The organism is Silvimonas amylolytica, from assembly GCF_014645555.1.
GTDB lineage: Bacteria > Pseudomonadota > Gammaproteobacteria > Burkholderiales > Chitinibacteraceae > Silvimonas > Silvimonas amylolytica.
This window is the reverse complement of sequence record NZ_BMLY01000001.1, coordinates 643,704-666,724: the sequence shown is the minus strand read 5'-3', so window position 1 is coordinate 666,724 and position 23,021 is coordinate 643,704. Positions and strand designations below refer to the sequence as shown.

The 23,021-nt window shown below is 56.4% G+C and carries 24 protein-coding genes; 15 read left to right on the top strand and 9 right to left on the bottom strand.

The genetic code is table 11. The features are described 5' to 3' along the window. The first annotated feature begins 48 nt into the window (after positions 1 to 48). The 13 genes from flgE (at position 49) to IEX44_RS02945 (ending at position 15,773) form a co-directional block, all read left to right on the top strand. Complete coding sequence (gene flgE, locus IEX44_RS03005) at positions 49 to 1,377, top strand: flagellar hook protein FlgE (protein WP_188688601.1); 1,329 nt, start codon at positions 49 to 51, stop codon at positions 1,375 to 1,377. A 56-nt stretch (positions 1,378 to 1,433) separates the two neighbouring features. Beyond that, entirely contained in the window at positions 1,434 to 2,171 is a 738-nt protein-coding gene (gene flgF / locus IEX44_RS03000; protein WP_188688597.1) for a flagellar basal-body rod protein FlgF, read from the top strand. Positions 2,172 to 2,253: 82 nt separating this feature from the next. Then, a complete protein-coding gene (gene flgG, locus IEX44_RS02995; RefSeq protein ID WP_188688593.1) occupies positions 2,254 to 3,039 on the top strand; it encodes a flagellar basal-body rod protein FlgG in 786 nt (261 codons plus the stop codon). A gap of 93 nt (positions 3,040 to 3,132) precedes the next feature. After that, the gene (locus IEX44_RS02990; protein WP_188688589.1) at positions 3,133 to 3,825 is read left to right on the top strand and encodes a flagellar basal body L-ring protein FlgH; all 693 of its coding nucleotides are present in this window, start codon (positions 3,133 to 3,135) and stop codon (positions 3,823 to 3,825) included. 16 nt (positions 3,826 to 3,841) lie between these two features. Further along, the gene (locus IEX44_RS02985) at positions 3,842 to 4,951 is read left to right on the top strand and encodes a flagellar basal body P-ring protein FlgI (protein ID WP_188688584.1); all 1,110 of its coding nucleotides are present in this window, start codon (positions 3,842 to 3,844) and stop codon (positions 4,949 to 4,951) included. Positions 4,952 to 5,279: 328 nt separating this feature from the next. Continuing rightward, the gene (gene flgJ, locus IEX44_RS02980; RefSeq protein WP_229678709.1) at positions 5,280 to 6,161 is read left to right on the top strand and encodes a flagellar assembly peptidoglycan hydrolase FlgJ; all 882 of its coding nucleotides are present in this window, start codon (positions 5,280 to 5,282) and stop codon (positions 6,159 to 6,161) included. Between the two features lie 134 nt (positions 6,162 to 6,295). Continuing rightward, entirely contained in the window at positions 6,296 to 8,488 is a 2,193-nt protein-coding gene (gene flgK, locus IEX44_RS02975; protein WP_188688578.1) for a flagellar hook-associated protein FlgK, read from the top strand. Positions 8,489 to 8,624: 136 nt separating this feature from the next. Beyond that, on the top strand, positions 8,625 to 10,004 hold the full coding sequence (flgL, locus tag IEX44_RS02970; protein ID WP_188688575.1) for a flagellar hook-associated protein FlgL: 1,380 nt from the start codon (positions 8,625 to 8,627) through the stop codon (positions 10,002 to 10,004). Between the two features lie 115 nt (positions 10,005 to 10,119). Next, a complete protein-coding gene (radA, locus tag IEX44_RS02965; RefSeq protein ID WP_188688573.1) occupies positions 10,120 to 11,472 on the top strand; it encodes a DNA repair protein RadA in 1,353 nt (450 codons plus the stop codon). Between the two features lie 213 nt (positions 11,473 to 11,685). Beyond that, positions 11,686 to 12,012, top strand: a complete 327-nt coding sequence (gene trxA / locus IEX44_RS02960; RefSeq protein ID WP_188688569.1) for a thioredoxin TrxA — start codon at positions 11,686 to 11,688, stop codon at positions 12,010 to 12,012. A 234-nt stretch (positions 12,013 to 12,246) separates the two neighbouring features. Next, a complete protein-coding gene (gene rho, locus IEX44_RS02955; RefSeq protein WP_188688566.1) occupies positions 12,247 to 13,503 on the top strand; it encodes a transcription termination factor Rho in 1,257 nt (418 codons plus the stop codon). 256 nt (positions 13,504 to 13,759) lie between these two features. Next, entirely contained in the window at positions 13,760 to 14,026 is a 267-nt protein-coding gene (locus tag IEX44_RS02950) for a type B 50S ribosomal protein L31 (protein ID WP_188688563.1), read from the top strand. 97 nt (positions 14,027 to 14,123) lie between these two features. Further along, positions 14,124 to 15,773 carry an ArnT family glycosyltransferase gene (locus IEX44_RS02945; RefSeq protein ID WP_188688560.1) on the top strand — a complete coding sequence of 550 codons (1,650 nt, stop codon included), beginning with the start codon at positions 14,124 to 14,126 and terminating at the stop codon, positions 15,771 to 15,773. A gap of 66 nt (positions 15,774 to 15,839) precedes the next feature. Here IEX44_RS02945 and IEX44_RS02940 read toward each other — a convergent pair whose 3' ends face one another. From IEX44_RS02940 to argF, 9 genes are all read right to left on the bottom strand, one after another. Then, positions 15,840 to 16,022, bottom strand: coding sequence for a DUF3149 domain-containing protein (locus IEX44_RS02940; protein WP_188688557.1), 183 nt, complete (start codon positions 16,020 to 16,022; stop codon positions 15,840 to 15,842). A gap of 128 nt (positions 16,023 to 16,150) precedes the next feature. Next, positions 16,151 to 16,636 carry a YajQ family cyclic di-GMP-binding protein gene (locus IEX44_RS02935; RefSeq protein WP_188688554.1) on the bottom strand — a complete coding sequence of 162 codons (486 nt, stop codon included), beginning with the start codon at positions 16,634 to 16,636 and terminating at the stop codon, positions 16,151 to 16,153. Between the two features lie 40 nt (positions 16,637 to 16,676). Beyond that, a complete protein-coding gene (locus tag IEX44_RS02930) occupies positions 16,677 to 17,195 on the bottom strand; it encodes a DinB family protein (protein WP_188688550.1) in 519 nt (172 codons plus the stop codon). Positions 17,196 to 17,228: 33 nt separating this feature from the next. Further along, positions 17,229 to 17,756: a metal-dependent hydrolase gene (locus tag IEX44_RS02925; protein ID WP_188688547.1), complete on the bottom strand. Its 528-nt coding sequence runs from the start codon at positions 17,754 to 17,756 to the stop codon at positions 17,229 to 17,231. A gap of 73 nt (positions 17,757 to 17,829) precedes the next feature. After that, the gene (gene ppnP / locus IEX44_RS02920; RefSeq protein WP_188688543.1) at positions 17,830 to 18,144 is read right to left on the bottom strand and encodes a pyrimidine/purine nucleoside phosphorylase; all 315 of its coding nucleotides are present in this window, start codon (positions 18,142 to 18,144) and stop codon (positions 17,830 to 17,832) included. 33 nt (positions 18,145 to 18,177) lie between these two features. Next, entirely contained in the window at positions 18,178 to 18,405 is a 228-nt protein-coding gene (locus tag IEX44_RS02915; protein ID WP_229678708.1) for a DUF2788 domain-containing protein, read from the bottom strand. A gap of 85 nt (positions 18,406 to 18,490) precedes the next feature. Next, on the bottom strand, positions 18,491 to 19,708 hold the full coding sequence (locus IEX44_RS02910; protein ID WP_188688540.1) for an argininosuccinate synthase: 1,218 nt from the start codon (positions 19,706 to 19,708) through the stop codon (positions 18,491 to 18,493). A gap of 114 nt (positions 19,709 to 19,822) precedes the next feature. After that, on the bottom strand, positions 19,823 to 20,446 hold the full coding sequence (gene leuE, locus IEX44_RS02905) for a leucine efflux protein LeuE (RefSeq protein ID WP_188688538.1): 624 nt from the start codon (positions 20,444 to 20,446) through the stop codon (positions 19,823 to 19,825). Between the two features lie 2 nt (positions 20,447 to 20,448). Then, positions 20,449 to 21,363, bottom strand: coding sequence for an ornithine carbamoyltransferase (gene argF, locus IEX44_RS02900; RefSeq protein ID WP_188688536.1), 915 nt, complete (start codon positions 21,361 to 21,363; stop codon positions 20,449 to 20,451). Between the two features lie 376 nt (positions 21,364 to 21,739). Here argF and IEX44_RS02895 point away from each other — a divergent pair, with 376 nt between their 5' ends. Continuing rightward, entirely contained in the window at positions 21,740 to 22,069 is a 330-nt protein-coding gene (locus IEX44_RS02895; protein ID WP_188688533.1) for a DUF3579 domain-containing protein, read from the top strand. 178 nt (positions 22,070 to 22,247) lie between these two features. Next, on the top strand, positions 22,248 to 22,988 hold the full coding sequence (gene fabG / locus IEX44_RS02890) for a 3-oxoacyl-ACP reductase FabG (protein ID WP_188688530.1): 741 nt from the start codon (positions 22,248 to 22,250) through the stop codon (positions 22,986 to 22,988). The last annotated feature ends 33 nt before the right edge of the window (positions 22,989 to 23,021 follow it).

Sequence of the window (23,021 nt, the reverse complement as noted above, 5' to 3'; positions counted from 1 at the left end):
CAGGCATGAATTGCCGCAGGGGCGGCAAGGATTGCCGGGAGGGTAAACATGGGTTTCCAGCAAGGTCTGAGCGGTCTGAATGCAGCATCCAAGAACCTGGACGTGATCGGCAATAACATTGCCAACGCCAACACCGTCGGGTTTAAACAGTCGCGTGCCGAGTTCGCTGATATTTACGCGTCCACCTTTGCGTCATCGTCCAACGTGGCCGGTATCGGTACCCGTGTGATGGATATCGCGCAGCAATTTGGCCAGGGCAACGTCGAGACCACCAGCAACCCGCTGGATGTGGCAATTACCGGGAACGGTTTTTTCCGCATGTCAGATACCGCAGGCACCATCTCTTACACCCGTAATGGTCAGTTCCAGCTGGATAACCAGGGTTATATCGTTAACGACGGCCAGCGCCTGACCGGTTGGGGTGTTGATCCGAACTCCGGTCAGTTGCTTACTGGCGGGAACCCGGTGCCACTGCAGATCACGGTCGGTAACATCGGTGCCCGTGCGACCGGCTCTTCCGGTACATCCAACGCCGGTCTGCAGTTAAATTCGATGAACCTGAACGCATCCGCACCCATTATCAACCGTGCTGCACCGCCGACCGGCGTGGGCCCGTTGAACGTGACTGATCCGACTACCTTTACCAGCTCCACGACCGCTCAGGTGTATGACGCGCAGGGCGTGTCGCACAACCTGTCGTTCTATTTCACCAAAGTGGCGACCAACCAGTGGGAAGTGCAGACCTCGTTTGACGGTGGTACGCCGACTACCACTGGTTCCCCGGCGGGTACCAACGGTTATTTGATGTACACCGGTACCGGTACGCTTGATGCCACCACGGTGCCGACTGATCCGCTGACCGGTACAGCCGCATCTAACGTCTCTGGTTTCACCTTTAGCACCACGCTGACTGCGCCGAATGGCGCAACCAGCCCGTTTGCTTTCAATGTTTCGTTTCCGACTTCGACTCAATACGGCAGCCCGTTCTCGGTAGGATCTCTGGGTAACGATGGCTATGCCGACGGCACATTGACGGGCATGAGCATCAGCAAGGATGGTGTGATCCAGGGGAGTTACTCCAACGGTCAGACCAAGACTGTTGGTCAGATTGTGCTGGCCAACTTCACCAACGTGCAGGGTCTGCAGCCGCTGGGCGACAACCGTTGGGCGCAGAGTTTTGCTTCGGGCCAGCCTGTGATTGGTAATCCGGGCACTGGTAGCCTGGGTTCGCTGCAATCCTCCGCGCAGGAAGACTCCAACGTTGATCTGACTTCAGAGCTGGTGAATCTGATTACCGCCCAGCGCAACTATCAGGCCAACGCACAAACGATCAAGGCGCAGGACACGATCCTGCAAACCATCGTGAACCTGGGTTAATCCGGGTCTGGCTTTTTGATCTCGTCACTGCAGCAGAACACGGGTAACCCAGCTTAATGGACAGACTGATATACGTGGCCATGACCGGCGCCAAGCAATCCATGCAACGGCAGGCCACCGTCTCCAGCAACCTTGCCAATGCCGCGACCCCGGGTTTCCGGGCTGATCTGGATGCGTTTCGCGCTGTGCCCGTGCTGGGCGAGGGCGCTCAGACCCGCGCTTTCGTGGTGGCGCAAACCACGGGCGCGGATCTGTCTCCTGGCGTGATCCAGAGTACTGGCCGGGATATGGATGCCGCGATCAACGGCGATGGCTGGTTTACCGTGCAGACTGGTTCGGGTGAGGCTTATACCCGTAACGGCGGTTTTGAGATTGATGCCTCCGGTCTGTTGAAGACCCGTTCTGGCCTCGTGGTTATGGGTGAAAACGGCCCAATCACCGTGCCGGACAACACGCGTATCTCGTTTGGCTCTGACGGCACCATCAGTGGCACGCCGCTGGACAATCCGTCGGCCACTACCGATCTGGGCCGTCTGAAACTGGTTAATCCGGCGGGCACTGATCTGTACAAAGGCATGGACGGCCTGTTCCGCATGCGCGATGGCTCCACGGCCCAGCCCGATGACAACGTGGAAGTCGCGTCGGACGCGCTGGAAAACAGCAACGTCAACACGGTCGATGAACTGGTCAACATGATTGGCTCGCAGCGCCATTACGACATGCAGGTGCAGTTGATCCAGACCGCTGATACCAATGCACGCTCGGTGGCTTCAGTCATCCAGTTCACCAGCTAATGACGATCGCCGGCTGAAATGATGCCGGGCTGTACCGATGTAATACCGCGCTCGCGCAAGATAAAACAAGGAAGAACACACCATGATGCGTTCACTGTGGATCGCCAAGACGGGCATGGATGCCATGCAGAACAACGTCGACGTGATCTCTCACAACCTGGCCAACGTGGCTACCAACGGCTACAAGCGCGAACGGCCGATCTTTGAAGATTTGCTGTACCAGAACCTGCGTCAGCCAGGTGGCGCGACCAGCCAGACCACGAGCCTGCCGACGGGTTTGCAATTGGGTACCGGTGTGCGTACCGTTGCCACCGCCCGGATTTTTGAGCAGGGCAGTCTGCAGAACACCGAAGGCCAGCTTGATCTGGCCATTAACGGCGTGGGTTTCTTCCAGATTACCCAGCCGGATGGCACGACGGCGTATACGCGTGATGGTTCGTTCCAGCTGGATAACCAGGGTAACGTCGTCACCGCCGGCGGTGAGGCTCTGAACCCGGGCCTGCAAGTGCCCGCCGGAACGACTTCTGTCACGGTTGCCAAAGATGGCACGGTGACGGCCATTGTGAACAATGTAGCGAGCGCGCCGGTCACGTTGGGCGTGATCCAGCTGGCCACGTTTATCAACCCGGCCGGTCTGCAAGCCATTGGCGACAATCTTTTCCTGGAAACCAATGCCTCTGGCGCTCCGACAGCGGGACAGCCGGGCACGAATGGTCTGGGTGCAATTGACCAGGGTTATGTGGAAACATCCAACGTGAACGTGACCGAAGAACTGGTCAACATGATCCAGGCGCAGCGTGCCTATGAAATCAACTCGCGCGCAGTGACCACATCCGATCAGATGCTGCAAAAGCTCGAGTCGATGTAATTGAGGCAAGCGCAACGGCCACCCCGGCCGTTGCGGGCAAGACGATTGATGCATGACGGCCGCCGAGAGCGGTCGCGAGAGAAGGGCATGAACATGGCAGTGAAGAGATCGCGTTGGGTACGACTGGCATTGGCAGCGGTAACGTTGTCGCTGGGCGCCTGCGCCGTGGTTCAACCCAAGTCGATTGTGACCGCGCCGACCACGATCCGGCCTGAGCCTGCGCTGCAGTCGAACTACAACCAGGGTTCCATCTTCCAGACTGCCAATTCGCGCCAGCTGTTTGAAGAACGCACCGCCAAACGCCTGGGCGATGTGTTGACCATTACCATTGCCGAAAATCTGTCTGCGACCAACAAGGTGGATACCTCAACTGACCGCAAGGGTACGCTGACATTGAGTGGTAGTGGCTCTCTGCCAGGTATGCCTGGCTACCTGCGTGAGTTCATGGGCGCCACCATGAACACCAGCAACGAAAACAAGTTTGCCGGTAATGGTTCGACGGACAATACCAACACCTTTACCGGTTCTCTCTCAGCCACCGTGATTGAAGTCTTACCCAATGGCAACCTGCAGATTGGTGGCGAAAAACAGATCGCTATCAATGGTCATGTGAATACCCTGCGCCTGACCGGCGTGATCAACCCGACCGACATCCAGGCCGGCAATACCATTCCATCCTCCAAGGTGGCTGACGCGCGTATCGAGCAACTGGGCGTGGGCGCACTGGCGGATGCCACCACAATGGGCTGGCTGCAGCGCTTCTTCCTGAGCGTGATGCCTTACTGAGAGTGCGCGTGAAATCATGAATACGATGAACATCTTCAAGCGCTTTGCCCTGTGTGCCATGTTGTTGCTGGCTGCAGGCGTCGCGCGGGCCGACAAGGTGCGCGATCTGGCCAGCATTGCAGGTGTGCGCCCCAACCAGTTGGTGGGTTACGGCCTGGTGGTGGGTCTGGATGGCAGTGGTGACCAGACCACGCAAACGCCTTTCACGGTGCAGTCCGTGATCAACATGCTCAATAACCTCGGTGTGCAGGTGCCCACTGGCGGCAATCTGCAACTGAAGAACGTCGCTGCCGTAACGGTAACGACCAACTTGCCGGCGTTTTCCCGCCCTGGCCAGCCGCTGGATGTCACCGTGTCGTCGATCGGTAATGCCAAGTCATTGCGTGGCGGTACGTTGGTGCTGACGCCGCTCAAAGGCGTGGATGGCCAGATCTATGCCATGGCGCAAGGTAATGTGGTCGTTGCTGGTGCAGGCGCTTCAGCGGGCGGTTCCAGTACGCAGATCAACCAGCTGGCTACAGGGCGGATTCCGGATGGCGCGACGGTCGAGCGGTCAGTGCCGGGTGGTGTCGGGCAGGGCGACTTCGTGCAACTGGAGTTGCTGCGTACCGACTTCACGACCGCCAGCAATATGGTAAATGCCATCAACAACCAGTTCGGTCCGATTGCCTCGGCGCAAGATGGCCGGGTTATCCAGGTGCGTGCGCCGGAAGACGCCAACCAGCGCGTGGCATTTTTGTCCCGTCTGGAAGGGCTGGATGTCACGCCGGCGGATGTGGCTGCCAAAGTTATCATCAATGCGCGTACTGGTTCCATCGTGATGAACCAGGCCGTCCAGGTTGATCCATGTGCGGTTGCGCATGGCAATCTGACGGTGACGATTGCTGCCATGAATACGGTCGTGCAGCCGCAGGCGCTGGCGGGTGGCCGCACGGCGCGTGTACAGAATGCGGATATCCAGATCGAAGCAGACAAGGGCAATATCGTGCGTTTGCCCAAGGCATCCAACCTGCGTGATGTCGTTCGCGCGCTCAATGCCGTGGGTGCCACCCCTCAGGATTTGCTGGCCATTTTGCAAGCCATGAAAGCGGCCGGCAGCCTCAAGGCTGACCTTGAGGTGATCTGACGCGGCTCCCCCCGCCGCGTCCATCGGGCCCGACCCACCCCCGGGGTCGGGTTTTTTTTCCCCGGAAGTCTGGCAAAAGCCTGCTGGACGGCGTTGTTCTCTCTGGTTGTATTTGATTGTACTGCCTGCGCTCGTACGCCTTGCCAACGGACTTTTACCGGGCTTCGATGGAGCACTGGCGTGCAGGAAAAAACGCCGCGCTGGCGATGCAAAGCTGCAATGCCATCAACCATTTACCCCGTTGGCACAGTGCTTGCTTCAATAGGTCTAAAGACCCTTAGCCGAATCGAGCCACATGACGTTAGACAGCCCGGCCAGCCGTAGCAACATGGCGCAAGCCTTAGCCTCTGATCCGAACAGCATCACTGCATTGCGCCAGACCGCCAACACCAATTCGCAGGCCGGTGTCAAAGCGGTGGCGCAGCAGTTTGAAGCGCTGTTGATGCAGCAGATGCTCAAGTCCATGCGCGATGCGACGCCGCAGTACGACACGCTTTCCAGTTCGCCGGCATCCAGCATGTTCCGCAGCATGTACGACGAGCAGATCGCGTCGAACATGTCGGCTCATGGCGGGGTCGGCCTTGCTGATGCGATCGTGCGGCAGATCAGCATTCAGCAAGATCCATCGCTGTTGAAGCAGCCCTGGCACACACCGCCCAGCCTGTTTGGCAAGAGCACGCTGACAACCAAAGCGGCAACGGCGGCAAGCGGGGCGGCAAAAGATGCCGGTGACGGCGGCAATACCTCGTCGTTCATCGACAGGATTGGCAACGCGGCCAAATCGGCCAGCGCTGCGCTGGGGGTGTCGCCGCATGTGCTGGTCGCACAGGCCGCGCTGGAAACCGGTTGGGGTAGAAAACCGCTGACCGATGCGGCCGGGCAAGACACGCATAACTTGTTTGGCGTAAAGGCCGGCAAGGATTGGCAAGGCAAGACGGCAGATGTCACCACCACGGAATATGTGAATGGCGTGCCGCAAAAGAAAACAGAAACATTTCGCGCTTATGACTCTTATGCAGATGCCATGAGTGATTACGCCAGCATCATCAAAAAGCGGTTCAGTGATGCCGTCGGATCTGGTAGTGACGCCAAAAGTTATGGCACGGCGTTGCAGTCCAAAGGTTATGCAACTGATCCGTCTTACGCAGGCAAGCTGGCTCTGGTGGCGGCACGGGTGCAAAAACAGATGGCCGGTTCAGGCGACGCCTGAAGCGGTGGTGGGTGATGGCAGCGGGTGTGTGTCCCCGTCCCAAGTGGTCAAGAACCAGGCCAGATGGCCGATATAGGTGAAAAGCGGTGGTTGTGGGTAAACCGGCGGCCGCGAACAAGTAACGGAGCAGGACAATGAGTGTTTTCAGTATCGGCGTATCGGGTCTGAACGCGGCGAACCTTGGGCTGGTGACCACTGGTCACAATATCGCCAACGCCAGCACGCCCGGCTATTCGCGCCAGAGCATCGTGCAAAGCGCCGTCTACCCGCAGCAAACGGGTAGCGGTTTCGTGGGCATGGGCGTTCAGGTCGATACCATCAAGCGCGCATACGACCAGTTCCTGACCAAAAATCTCCAATCGGCGACTTCGCAGAATAGCTATCTGACGTCGTACCTGTCGCAGTTGCAGGACATCGACAATATCGTTGCTGACCCGACTGCGGGTGTATCGCCCGCGTTGCAGGATTTCTTCACGTCGGTGCAAGGGGTGTCGAGCAATCCCTCTGATTCGCCATCGCGCACGGCCATGCTGACTTCGGCGCAGACCCTGGTGTCGCGTTTTCAGACGTTCAACACCGAATTGCAGCAAGAGTTATCTACGACCAATGGCCAGATCGGCGATACGGTGAGCAATATCAACGCCATTACGTCGCAGATTGCCAATCTGAATACGCAGATCTCCGTTCTGGGTAACTCTGGCCAACCGCCCAATGATCTGATGGATCAACGTGACGAACTGGTCCAGAACCTGAACCAGTACGTGAAAGCGACGACGGTGACCAATAGCGATGGCACCATGAATGTGTACATCGGTAATGGTCAGAACGTCGTGGTGAACGGCACGGCATTCCAGTTGGCAGCGGTGCAGTCGCCGTCTAACCCGCAAAACACTTCGGTGGCCTACAAGCTCAACAACACGACCGTTTACCTGCCGGATAACTCGCTGGCTGGCGGCAGCCTGCAAGGCTTGCTGGATTTTCGTAATAACTCGCTGACGCTGGCGCAGAACACGCTCAACCTGACCGCCATTGGCCTGGCCCAGACCTTTAACGCCCAGCAAAAAGCAGGGCAGGATCTGAACGGCAATATCGGACAAAACATTTTCTCTTATCAGGCGGCATCCAGCTTCACGGCCAACGTCAACGGCGTGAACGTCAATGTGAGCCTGCCAACTGCATCGTCGCCCACGCCGCAGTCTGATTTTTCCCTGGCTTACGACAGTGCGACCGGCAATTACACGCTGACCCGGATGACCGATAACTCGACCGCGACGATTACTGGAGCCCAGATGACCGCTGGCTTCACCGCGCTGGGCGTGACACTGCAATCAGGCAGTACACCCGCCGCATCGGGTACCGGCACGTTTACCTTCCCGCCGGCTTTAGGCTCGGTGAATGCCAACTCGCTGAACACTGGCAATGCACAGTTGTCTGGCTATATCAGCGATGCCACCAAGCTGACCACCAGTAATTACAAGTTCAGCTATGACGGTACCAATTACACGCTGACGCGTTTGTCTGACAACACGCAGACCACGTTCACTGCGGCCCAGGTGGCGGCAGGTCCGGTGGGTACGGATGGTTTCCTGGTCAACATTGGCAGTGGCACCATGAACACGGGTGATAGCTTCAATATCCAGCCTGTCGCCAACGTGATCGCCAATCTGTCGGTGGCCACGACCGATCCGTCGCTCGTGGCGGCTGCCGCACCGATGACGGCCACTGCCAATATCAACAACACGGGGACGGTCACGCTGACCCAGCCAACGGTTGATACGCCGCCGACGTCGACGACCAGCGGCTCGCTCAATCCGGCAGTGAAGAATCCGGTGACATTGACATTTACCTCCCCGACCACGTTCACGCTGACGGATAGCACAACGGGCGTGACCACTGCGGCGCAAACTTATACCGCCGGCATGACGGTGAGCTACAACGGCTGGAATATGGTGCTCAATGGCACGCCGGCCACGGGCGATACCATTGCGGTTGGCCCGACCGTGGCTGGGACGTCTGATAACCGGAACGCACTGGCCCTGGGCAAGTTGCAGACCAGTAAATTGTTGTTGAATGGCTCAGTGACGTATCAGGATGCCTATAGCAATATGGTGTCCAACATTGGTACCGAGACCAACCAGATTAAAGTGATGTCGCAAGCCCAGACGACGGTGCTGACCAACGCCCAGACTGCGCGTGACTCGCTGGCAGGCGTGAATCTGGATGAGGAAGCGGCCAATCTGTTGCGTTACCAGCAGGCCTATCAGGCTGCCAGCAAGGTGATCCAGATCGCGCAAGAGGCATTCCAGTCGATCGTGAATATCAGTTAAGTTTTGGCGATTCGTGCCGATATCTGAAGTGATGCGCCGGTAATGGCCGGCGCGCAGAACTTACCGCCAGCACCAGTTGTCGCAAAAAGACGGGCCGTCGTGTATTCACCGGCCCGCCGCGCCAGGGGTTAGAAACATGCGTATTGCAACCAGCACCATCTACAATCTGAACACCCAGAATCTGGATAACCTGACCTATCAGCAAAACCAGCTGCAGCAAATGCTGTCGACGGGTCGGAAAATCCTGACGCCTGCGGATGATCCGGTGGGTTCCGCACGCCTGTTGAATGTGACTCAGGCGCAGGATTTGACAACGCAATACAACACCAATGCCCAGTCGGCGGATTCGGCTTTGCAGCTGCAAGGCTCGAACATCAGCTCCATCATTACCGCTATCCAGAATATCCAGTCGCTGGCCATTGAGGCGGGGAATGCTTCGCAAACCGGTTCTGACAAATCGGCCATCAACTCGCAGTTGCTGGGGAATTACCAGCAATTGCTGGGGCTGGCCAATGCCACTGACGGGAGCGGGCAGTATTTGTTCTCTGGCTATAAAGGTGACGTCAAACCGTTTACCGAAAGCAGTTTCGGTAATGTGGTTTACAACGGTGACCAGGGTCAGCGGCAGGTGCAGATTTCTGCCTCGCGTGATTTGCCGACCTCGCTGGCTGGCTCACAAGTGTTCCAGCAGATCAAAAACGGCAATGGCACGTTTAACGACACCGCAGCCACGACCAATACCGGTACCGGTCTGATTGGTGCGGGTACCGTGCTGAACAAGGCGCAGTGGAACTCCACCACCAACGATCAGAATTTCAATATCGTTTTCCAGACGCAGCCCAACACGACCGACCCGTCGGGGCCGCCTACGGTGACGTATGACATCGTCGACAACCTGCAGACGCTGCCCAACGGCACGGCCAACCCGAACTACAACAAGTCTTTGCTGGATGGTTACGACTACACCGCGTCTGGTGCGCGTACCGGCGCCTACCCGCGCACGTACAACGATGGCGGTGACATCCAGTTGTCGCAGCAACCTGGCGACCCGGCCACGCCGCTGATCGCCAACTGGAACTTCGGTGCCAGCATCAATATGACGGGTACGCCCAAGGCCGGCGACAGTTTTAATGTAGCAGCCAGCACCAATCAAGACTTGTTTACCACGATCAAGAATTTCTCGAGCGCGTTGACCAACTACGCGACCGATACCTCCGGCACCGCGCAGGCTGCGTTCCAGAACCAGCTTAACAGCGTGATTTCAGCGCTGAGCAACTCACTGAACAATGTGGTGACAGTGAATGCCAGCATTGGTGCATGGCAAAAAGAATCGACCCAGCAACAATCGACCAATTCCAACCTTAACCTTGCGTATAGCTCAACGATTTCTGATTTGAACGGTCTGGATTATGCCAAGACAATCAGCGACTTTACGCAAAATCAGACCACCTTGGAGGCTGCGCGGCAGACGTACTCCAAAGTGGCCGGGTTGAGTCTGTTCCAGTACATTTCCTGATCACCCAGGAACCCTCTGATCACCCAGAGGGCGTACAAGGGAAAAACGGGTTCTTCGGGACCCGTTTTTGTTTTTGTACCTGCGGCCCTGCCGGGCGGCATGTTCTAATACGTCCATGAGCAAAATCAAATCCCAATACGTCTGTCAGTCCTGTGGCGGTACATCTCCCAAATGGCAGGGTCAGTGCCCGCATTGCGGCGACTGGAATTCACTGACCGAAGCCGTTGCGCAATCGTCGGCACCGGCGCGTTTTCAATCGCTGGCTGCGGATGGTGCCATCCGGCAATTGTCGGATGTCGACGCCGTTGAGTTGCCGCGCACGCCGACCACGCTGGCTGAACTGGATCGTGTGCTGGGTGGCGGTCTGGTTCCTGGTGGCGTGGTGTTGATCGGGGGCGACCCCGGGATTGGCAAATCCACCTTGTTGCTGCAAGCGCTTACGCAAATGTCTGCAGGCGTGCGTGTGCTGTACGTAAGTGGTGAAGAGTCGGCCGAGCAGATTGCATTGCGGGCACGCCGGTTGCAGTTGGCCAACGCGCCGGTGGGGTTGCTGCCAGAAATCAATCTGGAAAAAATCCTGGTTACGCTGGAGCGGGAAAAACCACAAGTCGTGGTGATTGACTCGATTCAGACGCTGTATTCAGAAGCGCTGAGCTCTGCGCCAGGGAGCGTAGCGCAAGTGCGGGAGTGCTCGGCGCAATTAACCCGCGCCGCCAAACGCAGCGGGATCAGCATCTTGCTGGTCGGGCACGTGACCAAAGAGGGCGCGTTGGCGGGCCCGCGTGTGCTGGAACATATTGTCGACGCCGTGCTGTATTTTGAGGGCGATACCCATTCCAGCTTCCGGTTGATCCGGGCGATCAAAAACCGTTTTGGCGCGGTGAATGAACTGGGTGTCTTTGCCATGACTGATCGAGGCCTGAAAGAGGTGACCAATCCCTCCGCCTTGTTCTTGAGTCAGCATCGTGAGCCGGTGCCGGGTTCTTGTGTATTGGTCACGCAGGAAGGCACACGGCCCATGCTGGTGGAAATCCAGGCGCTGGTCGACGATACCCACGCGCCGCAACCCAAACGCCTTGGCGTCGGGATTGAACAGAACCGGCTGGCTTTGTTGCTGGCGGTGTTACATCGGCATGCCGGCATTGCCGTCTTTGACCAGGATGTATTCATTAACGCCGTGGGTGGTGTGCGGATCAACGAGCCCGCTGCGGATCTGGCTATTTTGCTGGCGATTGTGTCGTCACTGAAAGACCGCCCGCTGCCCGAAAAGCTGGTGATTTTTGGGGAGGTGGGTCTGGCGGGTGAAGTGCGCCCGGTCCAGCGTGGGCAAGAGCGCTTGCGGGAAGCCGCCAAGCTGGGCTTCACGCACGCCATCGTGCCGCATGCCAACCGGCCGCGTCAGCCCATAGAGGGGATGACAGTGACAGCAGTGGAGCGTTTGTCAGACGCGGTAGGTGCCGCGCTGTAGAGTTGTGAAAAATGTGACAGCGAAGTGGCCGGGAAGGGCGCTTGAAATCGTCCATTGCGGCCCCATAGTATTTTTGTATCGAGCGGACCGGTCAAATTGATTGGGATTTTGTGACAGCATCCGTTAGCATAGTCGCCAATGAACCGGTTGCTTTGCGGCCGGTAGTCCGTTTTTTAGATATCGCACCGTTACCCGCATTGCCTGGAGAATCTTATGAGCGAGCACATCTCTTACGTAACCGACGCGTCGTTTGACGCTGAAGTGTTGAAATCGCAAACCCCCGTTCTGGTCGATTACTGGGCCGAATGGTGTGGTCCGTGCAAGATGATCGCCCCGATCCTGGACGAAGTGGCCGGCGAATACGCAGGCAAGCTCAAGGTTGCCAAGCTTAATATTGATGAAAATCAGGGCACCCCGCCGAAGTATGGTATCCGCGGCATCCCGACGCTGATGTTGTTCCAGAATGGTGAAGTGAAGGCGACCAAGGTTGGTGCACTGTCCAAGTCCCAACTGACCGCTTTCCTTGACAGCAACCTGTAAGTTGTTGCCGGGCCGGGGTATTTACCGGCCCATTGCGTATTGAACACGCAACACCAGCGACCACCTTGTGTCGCTGGTTGCTTGACAGTGCAAGTTTGCGCCATATACCCTTACGGCGTTTACTGCGCATGCCAGAGTCCTTCTGCCATTGCGCCATTCGTATATATCAGTACGTCTCTTCTTATTCCCCTTTATATATTTTTCTTAATTGCTACATAGCAACGGCCCAATCGCATGCATTTGTCCGATCTAAAACATCACCACGTCTCAGAACTTGTCGAGATGGCAATCGCCAACGAAATTGAAGGCGCTAGCCGCTTGCGCAAGCAGGACCTGATCTTTGCGCTGCTGAAAAACCAGGGGAGAAAGGGCGAAAGTATTTTTGGCGATGGCACGCTTGAAGTGCTGCCTGACGGCTTTGGTTTCCTGCGTAGCCCGGATACTTCTTATCTGGCCGGCCCGGATGACATTTATGTCAGCCCATCGCAAATTCGTCGCTTTAATCTGCACACTGGCGATACCGTCGAAGGCGAGATCCGTACACCCAAAGATGGTGAACGTTACTTTGCGCTTGTGAAGGTCGACAAAGTCAACGGCGAACCGCCGGAAAACGCCAAGCACAAGATTCTGTTTGAAAACCTGACACCGCTGTTCCCCACGCGCCGCCTGCAGCTGGAGCGCGACATCAAGGGTGAAGAGAATGTTACTGGTCGTATCATTGATCTGATTGCCCCGATCGGCTGTGGCCAGCGCGCGTTGCTGGTGGCCCCTCCGAAATCCGGCAAGACCGTGATGCTGCAGAATATTGCGCACGCGATCACCGCCAACCACCCGGATGTGATGCTGATCGTACTGTTGATTGATGAGCGTCCGGAAGAAGTGACCGAAATGCTGCGGTCGGTGAAGGGTGAGGTTGTTTCCTCTACCTTTGACGAACCAGCCACTCGCCATGTGCAAGTGGCCGAAATGGTGATCGAAAAGGCCAAGCGCCTGGTTGAACACAAGAAAGACGTCGTGATTTTGCTGGACTCCATCACACGTCTGGCCCGTGCCTACAACACCGTCGTGCCGGCTTCTGGCAAGGTGCTGACGGGTGGTGTGGACGCCAATGCCCTGCAACGCCCCAAGCGTTTCTTTGGCGCGGCCCGCAATATTGAGGAAGGCGGTAGCCTGACCATTATCGCCACCGCATTGATCGACACCGGTTCTCGTATGGATGACGTGATCTACGAAGAATTCAAGGGTACCGGTAACATGGAAATCCACCTTGATCGTCGCATGGCAGAAAAACGTCTGTTCCCGGCGATTAACATCAATCGTTCCAGTACCCGCCGTGAAGAATTGCTGATTCCGTCGGAACAACTGCAAAAGATCTGGGTACTGCGCAAGTTGCTGTATCCGATGGATGATCTGGAGGCGATGGAATTCCTGCAAGACAAGATCAAGGCAACCAAAAACAACTCCAATTTCTTTGACTCCATGCGTCGTTAATGACCATGCAGTTGAAGAGGATCAAAGTGTTTTGATTGTCTTGTCCAAACCGGCGCTGCGGCGCCGGTTTGTCGTTTCTGGTGTGTCATGGGGTGGTTTTTGTGGTTTGACCGCCAAAGCGTTGAGTCATTTGCGCATTTGGTCTCTTTTTCTGCCTGTTTTACCGTGGTTTTCCTTGCGGTGGGCGGGCGGTACTGACATAATGCGCGTTTTGCGTCGGCACAACCCCGACGCGCTCATGCAAAGGAAAAGCGAAATGAAAGACGGTATCCATCCCGATTACAAGCAAGTTATCTTCTTCGACGCCAGCGTTGATTTCAAGTTTCTGACCCGTTCCACCATGACCGCTCGTGGCGGCGAAACCATGAAGTGGACTGACGGCAAGGAATATCCGGTTGTGCGTCTGGACGTGTCGTCCGAATCGCACCCGTTCTACACCGGCAAGCAAAAGGTGCTGGACACCGCTGGTCGCGTCGAGAAATTCCGTCAGAAGTACGGCATGTACACCAGCAACAAGGGCTAATCTGGCTCTGCTGTTGTGTGTATCGCAAAAAAGGCAGCTTTCGAGGCTGCCTTTTTTGTTTCTGTCCTCCCCGCGCTTTGCCAGTTAAAATCCCCGCATGCTTACCTACGTCCCAGAAACCGAACGCGAGCAGCCGCCACTCCCACCGGGTCAGCGCCCCTGGATGTTGCTGTTGCTTTGTCTTGTATGGCTGCTGCCAGGCTTGATCGGGCATGATCCGTGGAAGCCTGCGGAGCTTGAAACCGCTGCGGTGATCAAGCACTACGTGGAAGGGCAGCATTGGGCCCTGCCATGGTGGGGCGACAATCCTTACCTCTTGTACGGTCCCTTGTATTACTGGTCTGCCTGCCTGTTTGCGTGGCCTTTGTCTCACCTGGGTATGGCGGTGCATGATGCGGCACGTCTGGCTACTGGTGCGTGGATGGCGTTGGCGATGTGGGGCCTCGGGCTGGCGGGACGTGAACTGTATGGGCGTCGCCAGGGGCGCGTGGCCGTCATGGCGCTGATAGGCAGCATTGGGCTCATTATCTGGGGCCACCATCTGGCACCACAGGTGATCGTGCTGGCTGGCTTTAGCTGGCAGCTCTACGCGCTGGCATGGGCATTGCGGCAGCCGGTACAGGGTGGGCTGTTGCTGGGTCTCTCTTGGCTGATGTTGCTGTTGGGAGCCTCCTGGGGCGAGTTCTTGCTGAGTTTTGTCACTGCCGTGGCCTTGCTTGGGTTCAGGCCTTGGCGCAGGGCCTGGTATCTGGCGACGTTGCTCACTGCTTTGGTGACTGCAGTGCCACTCGGGTTGATGTGGGTGGGTGATCTCTATCACACCAATCCGGAAGCTTTCCGTATCTGGCTGGATTACTACGCATTTGGTGCCTTTGGTGGCCTGGCGTCCTGGCAGCCTTTTCATTCGTTTGGGTTCTACTTTTCCATCGTGCTGTGGTTTGCCTGGCCAGTGTTGCCTCTGGGTGTTTGGGGGATTTGGTCCAATCGTTCACAACTGGCTCACCCTAAACTTACCTTGCCGATTGTGGTGCTGGTGCTCAATTCGATCTGGTTATCGCTGGCCGGTGACTTGATTGGCGAGTCGGCATTGCTGCTGGTGTTGCCCACGTTATCCTTGCTGACCACGAGCGGTATCGACCGCTTGCAACGTGGCGCGGCGGCCGCGCTGAACTGGTTTGGCATCATGACGTTCGGGGTGGGGACCTTCCTCTTGTGGTGCGCGTGGATTGTGTTGACGTCGGGGGCTCCAGCGACGTGGGCCAGGACGCTGGCAGAGGCGAGCCCGTCGTGGCACCCGCATGTGGTCTGGGGCGGTGTGCTGTTCACGCTGGCGATCTCTGCCACCTGGTGCTGGGTACTGCTGCGCAAACGGCCGCTTGGTCGATTGGCTATCACCAACTGGGCTTGTGGTGTCACATTGCTGTGGGGCGCGCTGATGGGCTTGTGGCAGCCCTGGCTGGATGCCTCCAAGAGCTACCGTACTGTCGTCGAGAGTCTGCAGATGGCTGTGAACAAACAGCCGGCTGGGTGTATTGATGGCTCGTTGGTGTCAGACTCCATGGCCGCATCGGTAGATTATTTTTCGCATATGCCATTGCAACGGCGTGACGTGACCAATTGCCGACTGCAGTTGGTGGCGGGTGATCCACCGCCGGGGTCGATGGTGCTGTGGGATGGCGCACGGCCAGGTGAGCGGCACGAACATTTTTATTTGCTCGACAAAACGCGTTCTGTCGCTGCCCGCTAGGTGTTGGGGAGATGCGCAAACAAAAAGACCGGCTTGAGGCCGGTCTTTTTGTTTGCGTGCTACGCATCATGAGTGAAGCGGGGTGTGCTTATCTTTTTGCTGGATGGTTTCCGGGTCAACAGCATTCATCACATTGCGACGAACAAACAGAAAAATATACACCGCCATGACCAGCACAAAGCCAATAGTGAACAGGCTCAACAGGCCAATATCAGAAAAGAACAAGGCTTCCCAGGGGGAGTTTTCCATGATGTGACTCCTGCCATGCTTGAATGTAATGACATGATCATGGCGCGGAGTCGCATCCGGAATCTTGATGCTAATCAATCAATTGCGGTAATGCGCATTGGTTTGGCAGCATTGCTGCCCAACCACATTCAATCGCGAAAGTTCTGAAACTGTACCGGGTAGTCGGTCACTTGTTTGCGGATCACCGCGATCGCTTCTTGCAGCGTATCGCGCTTGGTGCCAGAGACACGGACCTCATCACCCTGGATGGCGGCTTGCACCTTGAGCTTGGAGTCTTTGATCAGCTTGACGATTTTCTTGGCCTCGTCACCGCTGATGCCGGTGCGCACGGTAATGGCTTGCTTGACCTTGTTGCCAGAGACTTTCTCACTCTTGGCCTCATCCAGGCAGCGGATATCGACACCGCGTTTGGTCAGTTTGGCGGTCAGGATGTCTTTGACCTGTTCCAGTTGGAAATCATTGTCGGCAAAAATGGTCAGGACTTTTTCGGCTTGCTCGACACGGGCGTCAGAGCCTTTGAAATCAAAGCGTGTGCCGACTTCCTTGTTGGTCTGATCCAGTGCATTGCGCACTTCCACGTCGTTGACTTCAGAAACAATATCGAAAGAGGGCATGTGGTACTCCTGCGGTTTTCAATGTAGGTGGCAACGGGCTTCAGGCCGGTGCAACGTTGTTGTTGAGAGACGGCATCATGGGTAGGTCGGTGATACCAATATCCATGCCCAGTTGCGAGAGCAAGGTGGTGACCTGGCCTCGATGATGCGTCTGGTGATTAAAAAAATGACTGACAGCAATCCACGCCGGCATGTTCATCTGTTGGTTGTACATGGCGCTGTACCAGCTAAAAGGGGCTGCGAGCCACTCATCGCTCACGTGGGCAGCCCAGGCATCAATGCGGTTGTCGGTTTGCTGACGCAAGGCAACGAGCGCTTCCCATGTCGGGCAAACCAATGGCCCAGGTCCGAAATCGGGTAAGGGCTGGTTCTCAAAGCGCGCTAGCCAGTTCATGTCACCGCGCACCAGATGATCCAGCGTGCCATGCACAGAACCAAAAAACGCACCCCGGTCTGCGGTGCGCAATTCCTCGCCCAGCACCTCTGCTGCGGCATACAGGCGTTCATTCATCCAGCGATTGTATTGCGCCAGAAGACGGACTGCGGCGTTGGTCATCATGCGTCGGCGAGATGTTGGGTTGGATACTGGATTTTAACGGCGTTTGCGGGCTGACCAAAGCGCTAAAACCAGCCATACAACAATGCAGGGTGCCCACACCCAGACTAACTCGCTTTCCAGTGTCATCACCCCGCGTTCAGAGAAGAAACGCGCACCGATTGGCGAAACCAGGATGGGATGCAGTGGGAAGAAAAAGCGATCATCGCTAAGTGGCCAGAGAAACGCTACCCCGCGACCGCCGTTGGTGAGGGCATCCATGACCGGATGCGTGAATACGCAAGCAGTAAGGATCATCCAGTGACGCGCAAGTGCGCCTTGTTTGCGAGCCAGCCACCATGCCATCACGCCACCCAGCACAGCGGCAAACAGCAGCGAATGCGTGGCGCCACGATGGCCGTAGGGGCTGTCATATGCAATGCCAAACTTGAGACCGATCGTGTCAAGATCCGGTGCCATGCTACCCAGCATGGCCAGCACGTAGAGAGCAGGTGAACGCCAGGGTCGGGGGAGAAATCGCACCAGGGTTGCAGCGACGATGGCATGAGTCACGACGGTGGTCATTGTTTCTCCGGCTATAGAAGCACAAACGCCCGGCACTGCATGGCAGACCGGGCGCAGCGGTAACCGTCAGCGCTTAGCCAAAGTGGCAAACGTAGTGCAGGGTTTCCAGTGTTTCGATATCAAAGCTGCTGTTGCCCGGTACGTTGAACGACTGACCGCCGGTGTAGGTTTGGGATTCGCTTGCACCGGCCAGTTTCACCACGCATTTACCGGCGATCAATTCCATGATTTCCGGTGCGCCAGTGTTGAAGACCAACTTGGATGGCAGGATTACGCCCACGCTCTTGCGGGTGCCATCGGCCAGAATGACGGTGTGGGAAACGCACTTGCCATCAAAATACACATTGCCTTGTTTGACTACGGATACGTTATCGAACTGCTGGCTCATGAAAAGGCTCCAATGGATAAAACGTACTGCAACTTACTTTTGCAGTACTTCAGTCAAAATGGTTTTGATGATGAAACCCAGCATGCCAAAACCCAGTACGAAAAAAAGGATGATGGTGCCGAACTTGCCCGCGTTTGAATCCTTTGCCATACGGTAAATCACAAACCCCATGTAGATAATGAGACCGGTGACCAGAATGGACACGGACAACGTATCGAACGTGTCCTCGGGCATATTCAGAAAGGAATCAATGACGGACATGGTGAGCTGGTGTTAACGGTAAGTGAAACGGTTAAACCATCAAAACGGGCAGGGCTGAATGCCACTGCCCGTTACCGGTTGTGGATTACCGGCCTTTCCTCGCTGCAATGCGCATGCGCAGCGCATTGAGCTTGATGAAGCCGCCTGCGTCCGCCTGATTGTAAGCGCCGCCATCATCGTCAAAGGTCGCGATGGTCTGGTCAAACAGCGTGTCTTTAGAGTCACGCGAGACGACTGAAACGCTGCCCTTGTACAGTTTGACGCGCACCCAGCCATTCACGCGCTCCTGGGTGTGGTCGATCAGTACTTGCAATGCTTTGCGCTCCGGGCTCCACCAGTAGCCGTTGTAGACCAGGCTGGCGTAACGCGGCATCAGATCGTCCTTCAGATGGGCTACTTCGCGGTCCAGCGTGATGGATTCAATACCACGGTGTGCCTTCAACAGAATGGTGCCGCCAGGTGTTTCGTAGCAACCGCGGCTCTTCATGCCGACATAACGGTTTTCGACCAGATCCAGACGGCCGATACCATGTTTGCCACCCAGTTCGTTCAGCTTGGTCAGCACCTGCGCCGGTGTCAGGCGTACGCCGTTGATGGCAACCACGTCACCCTTTTCGTATTCCAGATCCACGAATTCAGCCGCATCTGGCGCAGCTTCCGGGCTGACGGTCCAGCGCCACATGCTTTCTTCGGCTTCAGCCTTCGGGTCTTCGAGGTGGCGGCCTTCGAACGAGATGTGCAGCAGGTTGGCATCCATGGAGTAAGGAGCGCCGCCGTTCTTGTGCTTCATGTCGACCGGAATGCCATTGGTCTCGGCATAAGTCAGCAGTTTTTCACGAGACAACAAGTCCCACTCACGCCAGGGCGCGACGACTTTGACGCCAGGTTTGAGCGCGTAATAGCCCAGTTCAAAACGCACCTGATCGTTGCCCTTGCCTGTAGCGCCATGGCTTACGGCATCGGCGCCTACCGCATTGGCGATTTCGATCTGGCGCTTGGCAATCAGCGGACGGGCAATCGATGTGCCCAGCAGGTATTCGCCTTCGTACAGCGCATTGGCGCGGAACATCGGGAAGACGAAATCACGTGTAAATTCTTCGCGCAGGTCATCAATAAAGATGTGCTCAGGCTTGATGCCAAACTTCAGCGCTTTTTGCCGAGCGGGTTCCAGCTCCTCGCCTTGGCCAAGATCGGCGGTGAATGTCACCACTTCACATTGATAAGTGTCTTGCAGCCATTTGAGAATGACCGATGTATCAAGACCGCCAGAGTAGGCAAGCACCACTTTCTTTACGTCAGACATGGGGTAGATCCTTGATGAGGCAAGGTTGGAACATGGGTTGATGTCGATCCCGGATTCATTTTTCCGACCGGTACAATGCGCACGACCGCAAACCGGATGACAGGGCTGGCCCGATCATCGGCTGAGCGCAAGACGTGCGCCAAAGCTTAAAAACAGCGTGCCGGTCAACTTCTTCAATATCGTGGCAATCCACGCTCGGCCAGAAAGCTTCCTGGCGATATTGGCGCCGGCCAGAATCAGAAAACTGAGATACGACAAACTCAGGATTTGCACAGTGATGCCGAGGGCACCGAAGGTCAGCCAGATGTGCGGGTACGATGGATCGACAAACTGGGGAAAGAAAGCCATGAAAAAAATGATGGCTTTAACATTCACCAGCGAGATCGACATCGCCTGGCGATAAATATGACGGGCCGGGATGTCCAGCTGGACTTCCTGTTCCCGCTTGTTACTTCTGGTCAGGAGGAGCTTGATCCCCAAAAAGGCCAGATATGCGGCTCCGGCGTAACGTACGATATCGAACGCCACCGGATAAGCATGCATTAATGATGCCACACCCAGCGCAGCGGCGAGCATCAAGACCAGATCACCGGTGAAAATACCAGCGGCGGCGGCAAAACCCGCCCGCACTCCGCGACGTGATGCCACGGAGAGCGCGAACAGCGAATTGGGGCCGGGCATCAGAATAATGGCTGTTGCGCCGGCCAGGTAGGTGAGGGGGTCAGTTATCCCTAACAACTTCAGTCCTTGATCTCGCCCAGCAGCAGGTACTCAATCACCGCCTTTTGGGTATGCATGCGGTTTTCAGCTTCGTCCCAGACCAGCGATTGCGGGCCATCAATGACTTCCGGATCGACTTCCTCGCCACGGTGCGCCGGCAGGCAATGCAGGAACACAGCATCTTTGGCAGCTTCGGCCATCAACTTTTCGGTCACGCGATAGTTCAGGAAATCTTTCTTGCGCTGCAGGGTTTCGCGCTCGTACCCCATGGATACGCTCACGTCCGTGGTCACAATGTCGGCGCCGTGGGCGGCTTCGAACGGGTTGCGATACTGCTCAAAAATATCCTTGCCATACTCAAGGCCATCCAGCACGGTCATTTCATAACCGGCAGGGCAGGCGAGTTTGAGCTTGAAATTGAAGATTTTCGCAGCTTGTAGCCAGGTGCGGCTGACGTTGTTGCTGTCACCAATCCAGGTCACGGTCTTGCCTTCGATCGAGCCATGGCGTTCTTCATAGGTGAAGATATCGGCCATGATCTGGCAGGGGTGGTATTCGTTGGTCAGACCGTTGATAACCGGAACGCGAGAGTTTTCGGCAAAGCGTTCAATAATGCTTTGTTCAAAGGTACGCACCATGACGATATCGGTCATGCGGCTGATGACCTGAGCGACGTCTTCAATCGGCTCACCGCGGCCCAGTTGCGTGTCCTTGGATGCCATGAACATGGCGTGACCGCCCAGTTGCGCCATACCGGCTTCAAAAGAAACGCGGGTACGGGTCGACGACTTTTCAAAAATCATGGCCAATACGCGGCCAATCAGCGGCTGGTACAACTCGCCAGCGCGCAGTTTCTGCTTGAGCACAGTAGCGCGCTTGAACAGATACTTGTATTCGTCGAGGGAGAAATCCTTGAACTGCAGATAGTGTCGCATAGGGCACGCTGTTGCTGACCGGAGGGCCGGCAATTGATTGAAAAAACAACCATTATTGTGCGTGAAGCGGCCAAGTGGCAAGTACTGCGGGCTTGCTGCCCTGAAAGTGCTCGTCTGTCGGCTCAAACTCGGAGTGGCGGGCTGTCCCCGCGTAGACTGTAGAAACTTGATTTTGCGCAATTGTTACGTGGGCATGGCCCCATGAGTGAGGGCGATTGCTGATCGGCACGTCCGGATCAAAGTGATATGATGGGGACTATCAGTTATGTAGTAAAAGTACGGGTTATTTGTGTTGTGACAATGCGCTGCAATTAAAATACCGGTATACTCACGTTTGAAACGAGCCACGTAGATTAATCCCTGATATACACACAACATGATCTGTAATCCATACGAAATCGTCATCCAGGGGCTCACCAGCGACGGGCGTCAATTCCGCCCGAGTGACTGGGCAGAACGCCTCTCCGGTATCCTGTCCACCTTCGGTTTTGACCAGAAGCTCTCTTACGCTCCCTATGTTCGTCCCATGGTGATGGATAATGTGCGTTGCGTAGCCGTAGACAAGCAACTGGAAAAACTCGACCCCCGCGTATTCCAGTTCATCATGGCGTTTGCCCGTGATAACGACCTCAAGGTTGTAGATTGCCGCGATCTGGTTGAACAGCAGCAAGCAGCCGCCCAGGACGCCGAGCGCAAGGCCGGCTAAGTCCCGCTGTATCCTTCCGGGGCCGTTCGGTCCCGTTTTCATCGGTTTTTTATTGTTGCGACGCACAACGCACGCTATGCTACGCCTTGTCACGGGCGTGCATGGGCGCGCCCACTGCTGCGCGGGACTTTGCTGGTCGCCGGGCTTGCAGCACCTTATCGTCAGCAGGAGTAACTCGATGAAACTGAAGGATAAAGTTGCCATTATTACCGGTAGCGCCAGCGGGATCGGTCAGGCTACCGCGCTCAAGTTTGCGCAGGAAGGTGCGAAAGTTGTGGTCTGTGACCTGAACCGTGCAGGCGTGGACCAGGTCGTGTCCGAGCTGGTGGCTCTGGGAACTGAAGCTGCCGGGTTCCAGGTGGATGTGACCGACAAGACAACGATTGCCGAAATGGTTGCTGGTGTGAAATCCCGTTTTGGCCGCATTGATATCCTTGTCAACAACGCTGGTATCGTGGCGGATGCGCAACTGTTCAAGATGACTGAAGAGCAGTTTGACCGCGTGATCGATATCAACCTCAAGGGCGTGTACAACTGCACCAAGGCCGTGATCGATACCATGATCGAACAAGGTCAGGGCGTAATCCTGAATGCCTCGTCGGTCGTGGGTGTTTATGGCAATTTTGGGCAGACCAACTACGCGGCTTCCAAGTTTGGCGTGATCGGTTTTGTGAAGACCTGGGCCAAGGAGCTGGGCAAGAAGGGCATTCGTGCCAACGCCGTTTGCCCGGGCTTTGTGGCAACGCCGATTCTCAATGCCATGCCAGAGAAAGTTATTCAGGCCATGGAAGACAAGGTGCCGATGAAGCGTATGGCGCGTCCGGAAGAAATTGCCAGCGTGTATGCCTTCCTTGCGAGTGATGAGGCGAGCTATATCAATGGTGCTGCGATTGAAGTCACAGGTGGCCTGACCCTGTAACGCGGTTGGCGCACAAACAAAAAACCTCGCCGT

Excerpts from the sequence above, each read along its gene's own strand:
- flgE (WP_188688601.1), top strand. The coding sequence starts at position 49 with ATGGGTTTCCAGCAAGGTCTGAGCGGTCTGAATGCAGCATCCAAGAAC.
- flgF (WP_188688597.1), top strand. The coding sequence starts at position 1,434 with ATGGACAGACTGATATACGTGGCCATGACCGGCGCCAAGCAATCCATG.
- flgG (WP_188688593.1), top strand. The coding sequence starts at position 2,254 with ATGATGCGTTCACTGTGGATCGCCAAGACGGGCATGGATGCCATGCAG.
- IEX44_RS02990 (WP_188688589.1), top strand. The coding sequence starts at position 3,133 with ATGGCAGTGAAGAGATCGCGTTGGGTACGACTGGCATTGGCAGCGGTA.
- IEX44_RS02985 (WP_188688584.1), top strand. The coding sequence starts at position 3,842 with ATGAATACGATGAACATCTTCAAGCGCTTTGCCCTGTGTGCCATGTTG.
- flgJ (WP_229678709.1), top strand. The coding sequence starts at position 5,280 with ATGGCGCAAGCCTTAGCCTCTGATCCGAACAGCATCACTGCATTGCGC.
- flgK (WP_188688578.1), top strand. The coding sequence starts at position 6,296 with ATGAGTGTTTTCAGTATCGGCGTATCGGGTCTGAACGCGGCGAACCTT.
- flgL (WP_188688575.1), top strand. The coding sequence starts at position 8,625 with ATGCGTATTGCAACCAGCACCATCTACAATCTGAACACCCAGAATCTG.
- radA (WP_188688573.1), top strand. The coding sequence starts at position 10,120 with ATGAGCAAAATCAAATCCCAATACGTCTGTCAGTCCTGTGGCGGTACA.
- trxA (WP_188688569.1), top strand. The coding sequence starts at position 11,686 with ATGAGCGAGCACATCTCTTACGTAACCGACGCGTCGTTTGACGCTGAA.
- rho (WP_188688566.1), top strand. The coding sequence starts at position 12,247 with ATGCATTTGTCCGATCTAAAACATCACCACGTCTCAGAACTTGTCGAG.
- IEX44_RS02950 (WP_188688563.1), top strand. The coding sequence starts at position 13,760 with ATGAAAGACGGTATCCATCCCGATTACAAGCAAGTTATCTTCTTCGAC.
- IEX44_RS02945 (WP_188688560.1), top strand. The coding sequence starts at position 14,124 with ATGCTTACCTACGTCCCAGAAACCGAACGCGAGCAGCCGCCACTCCCA.
- IEX44_RS02940 (WP_188688557.1), bottom strand. The coding sequence starts at position 16,022 with ATGGAAAACTCCCCCTGGGAAGCCTTGTTCTTTTCTGATATTGGCCTG.
- IEX44_RS02935 (WP_188688554.1), bottom strand. The coding sequence starts at position 16,636 with ATGCCCTCTTTCGATATTGTTTCTGAAGTCAACGACGTGGAAGTGCGC.
- IEX44_RS02930 (WP_188688550.1), bottom strand. The coding sequence starts at position 17,195 with ATGATGACCAACGCCGCAGTCCGTCTTCTGGCGCAATACAATCGCTGG.
- IEX44_RS02925 (WP_188688547.1), bottom strand. The coding sequence starts at position 17,756 with ATGACCACCGTCGTGACTCATGCCATCGTCGCTGCAACCCTGGTGCGA.
- ppnP (WP_188688543.1), bottom strand. The coding sequence starts at position 18,144 with ATGAGCCAGCAGTTCGATAACGTATCCGTAGTCAAACAAGGCAATGTG.
- IEX44_RS02915 (WP_229678708.1), bottom strand. The coding sequence starts at position 18,405 with ATGTCCGTCATTGATTCCTTTCTGAATATGCCCGAGGACACGTTCGAT.
- IEX44_RS02910 (WP_188688540.1), bottom strand. The coding sequence starts at position 19,708 with ATGTCTGACGTAAAGAAAGTGGTGCTTGCCTACTCTGGCGGTCTTGAT.
- argF (WP_188688536.1), bottom strand. The coding sequence starts at position 21,363 with ATGCGACACTATCTGCAGTTCAAGGATTTCTCCCTCGACGAATACAAG.
- IEX44_RS02895 (WP_188688533.1), top strand. The coding sequence starts at position 21,740 with ATGATCTGTAATCCATACGAAATCGTCATCCAGGGGCTCACCAGCGAC.
- fabG (WP_188688530.1), top strand. The coding sequence starts at position 22,248 with ATGAAACTGAAGGATAAAGTTGCCATTATTACCGGTAGCGCCAGCGGG.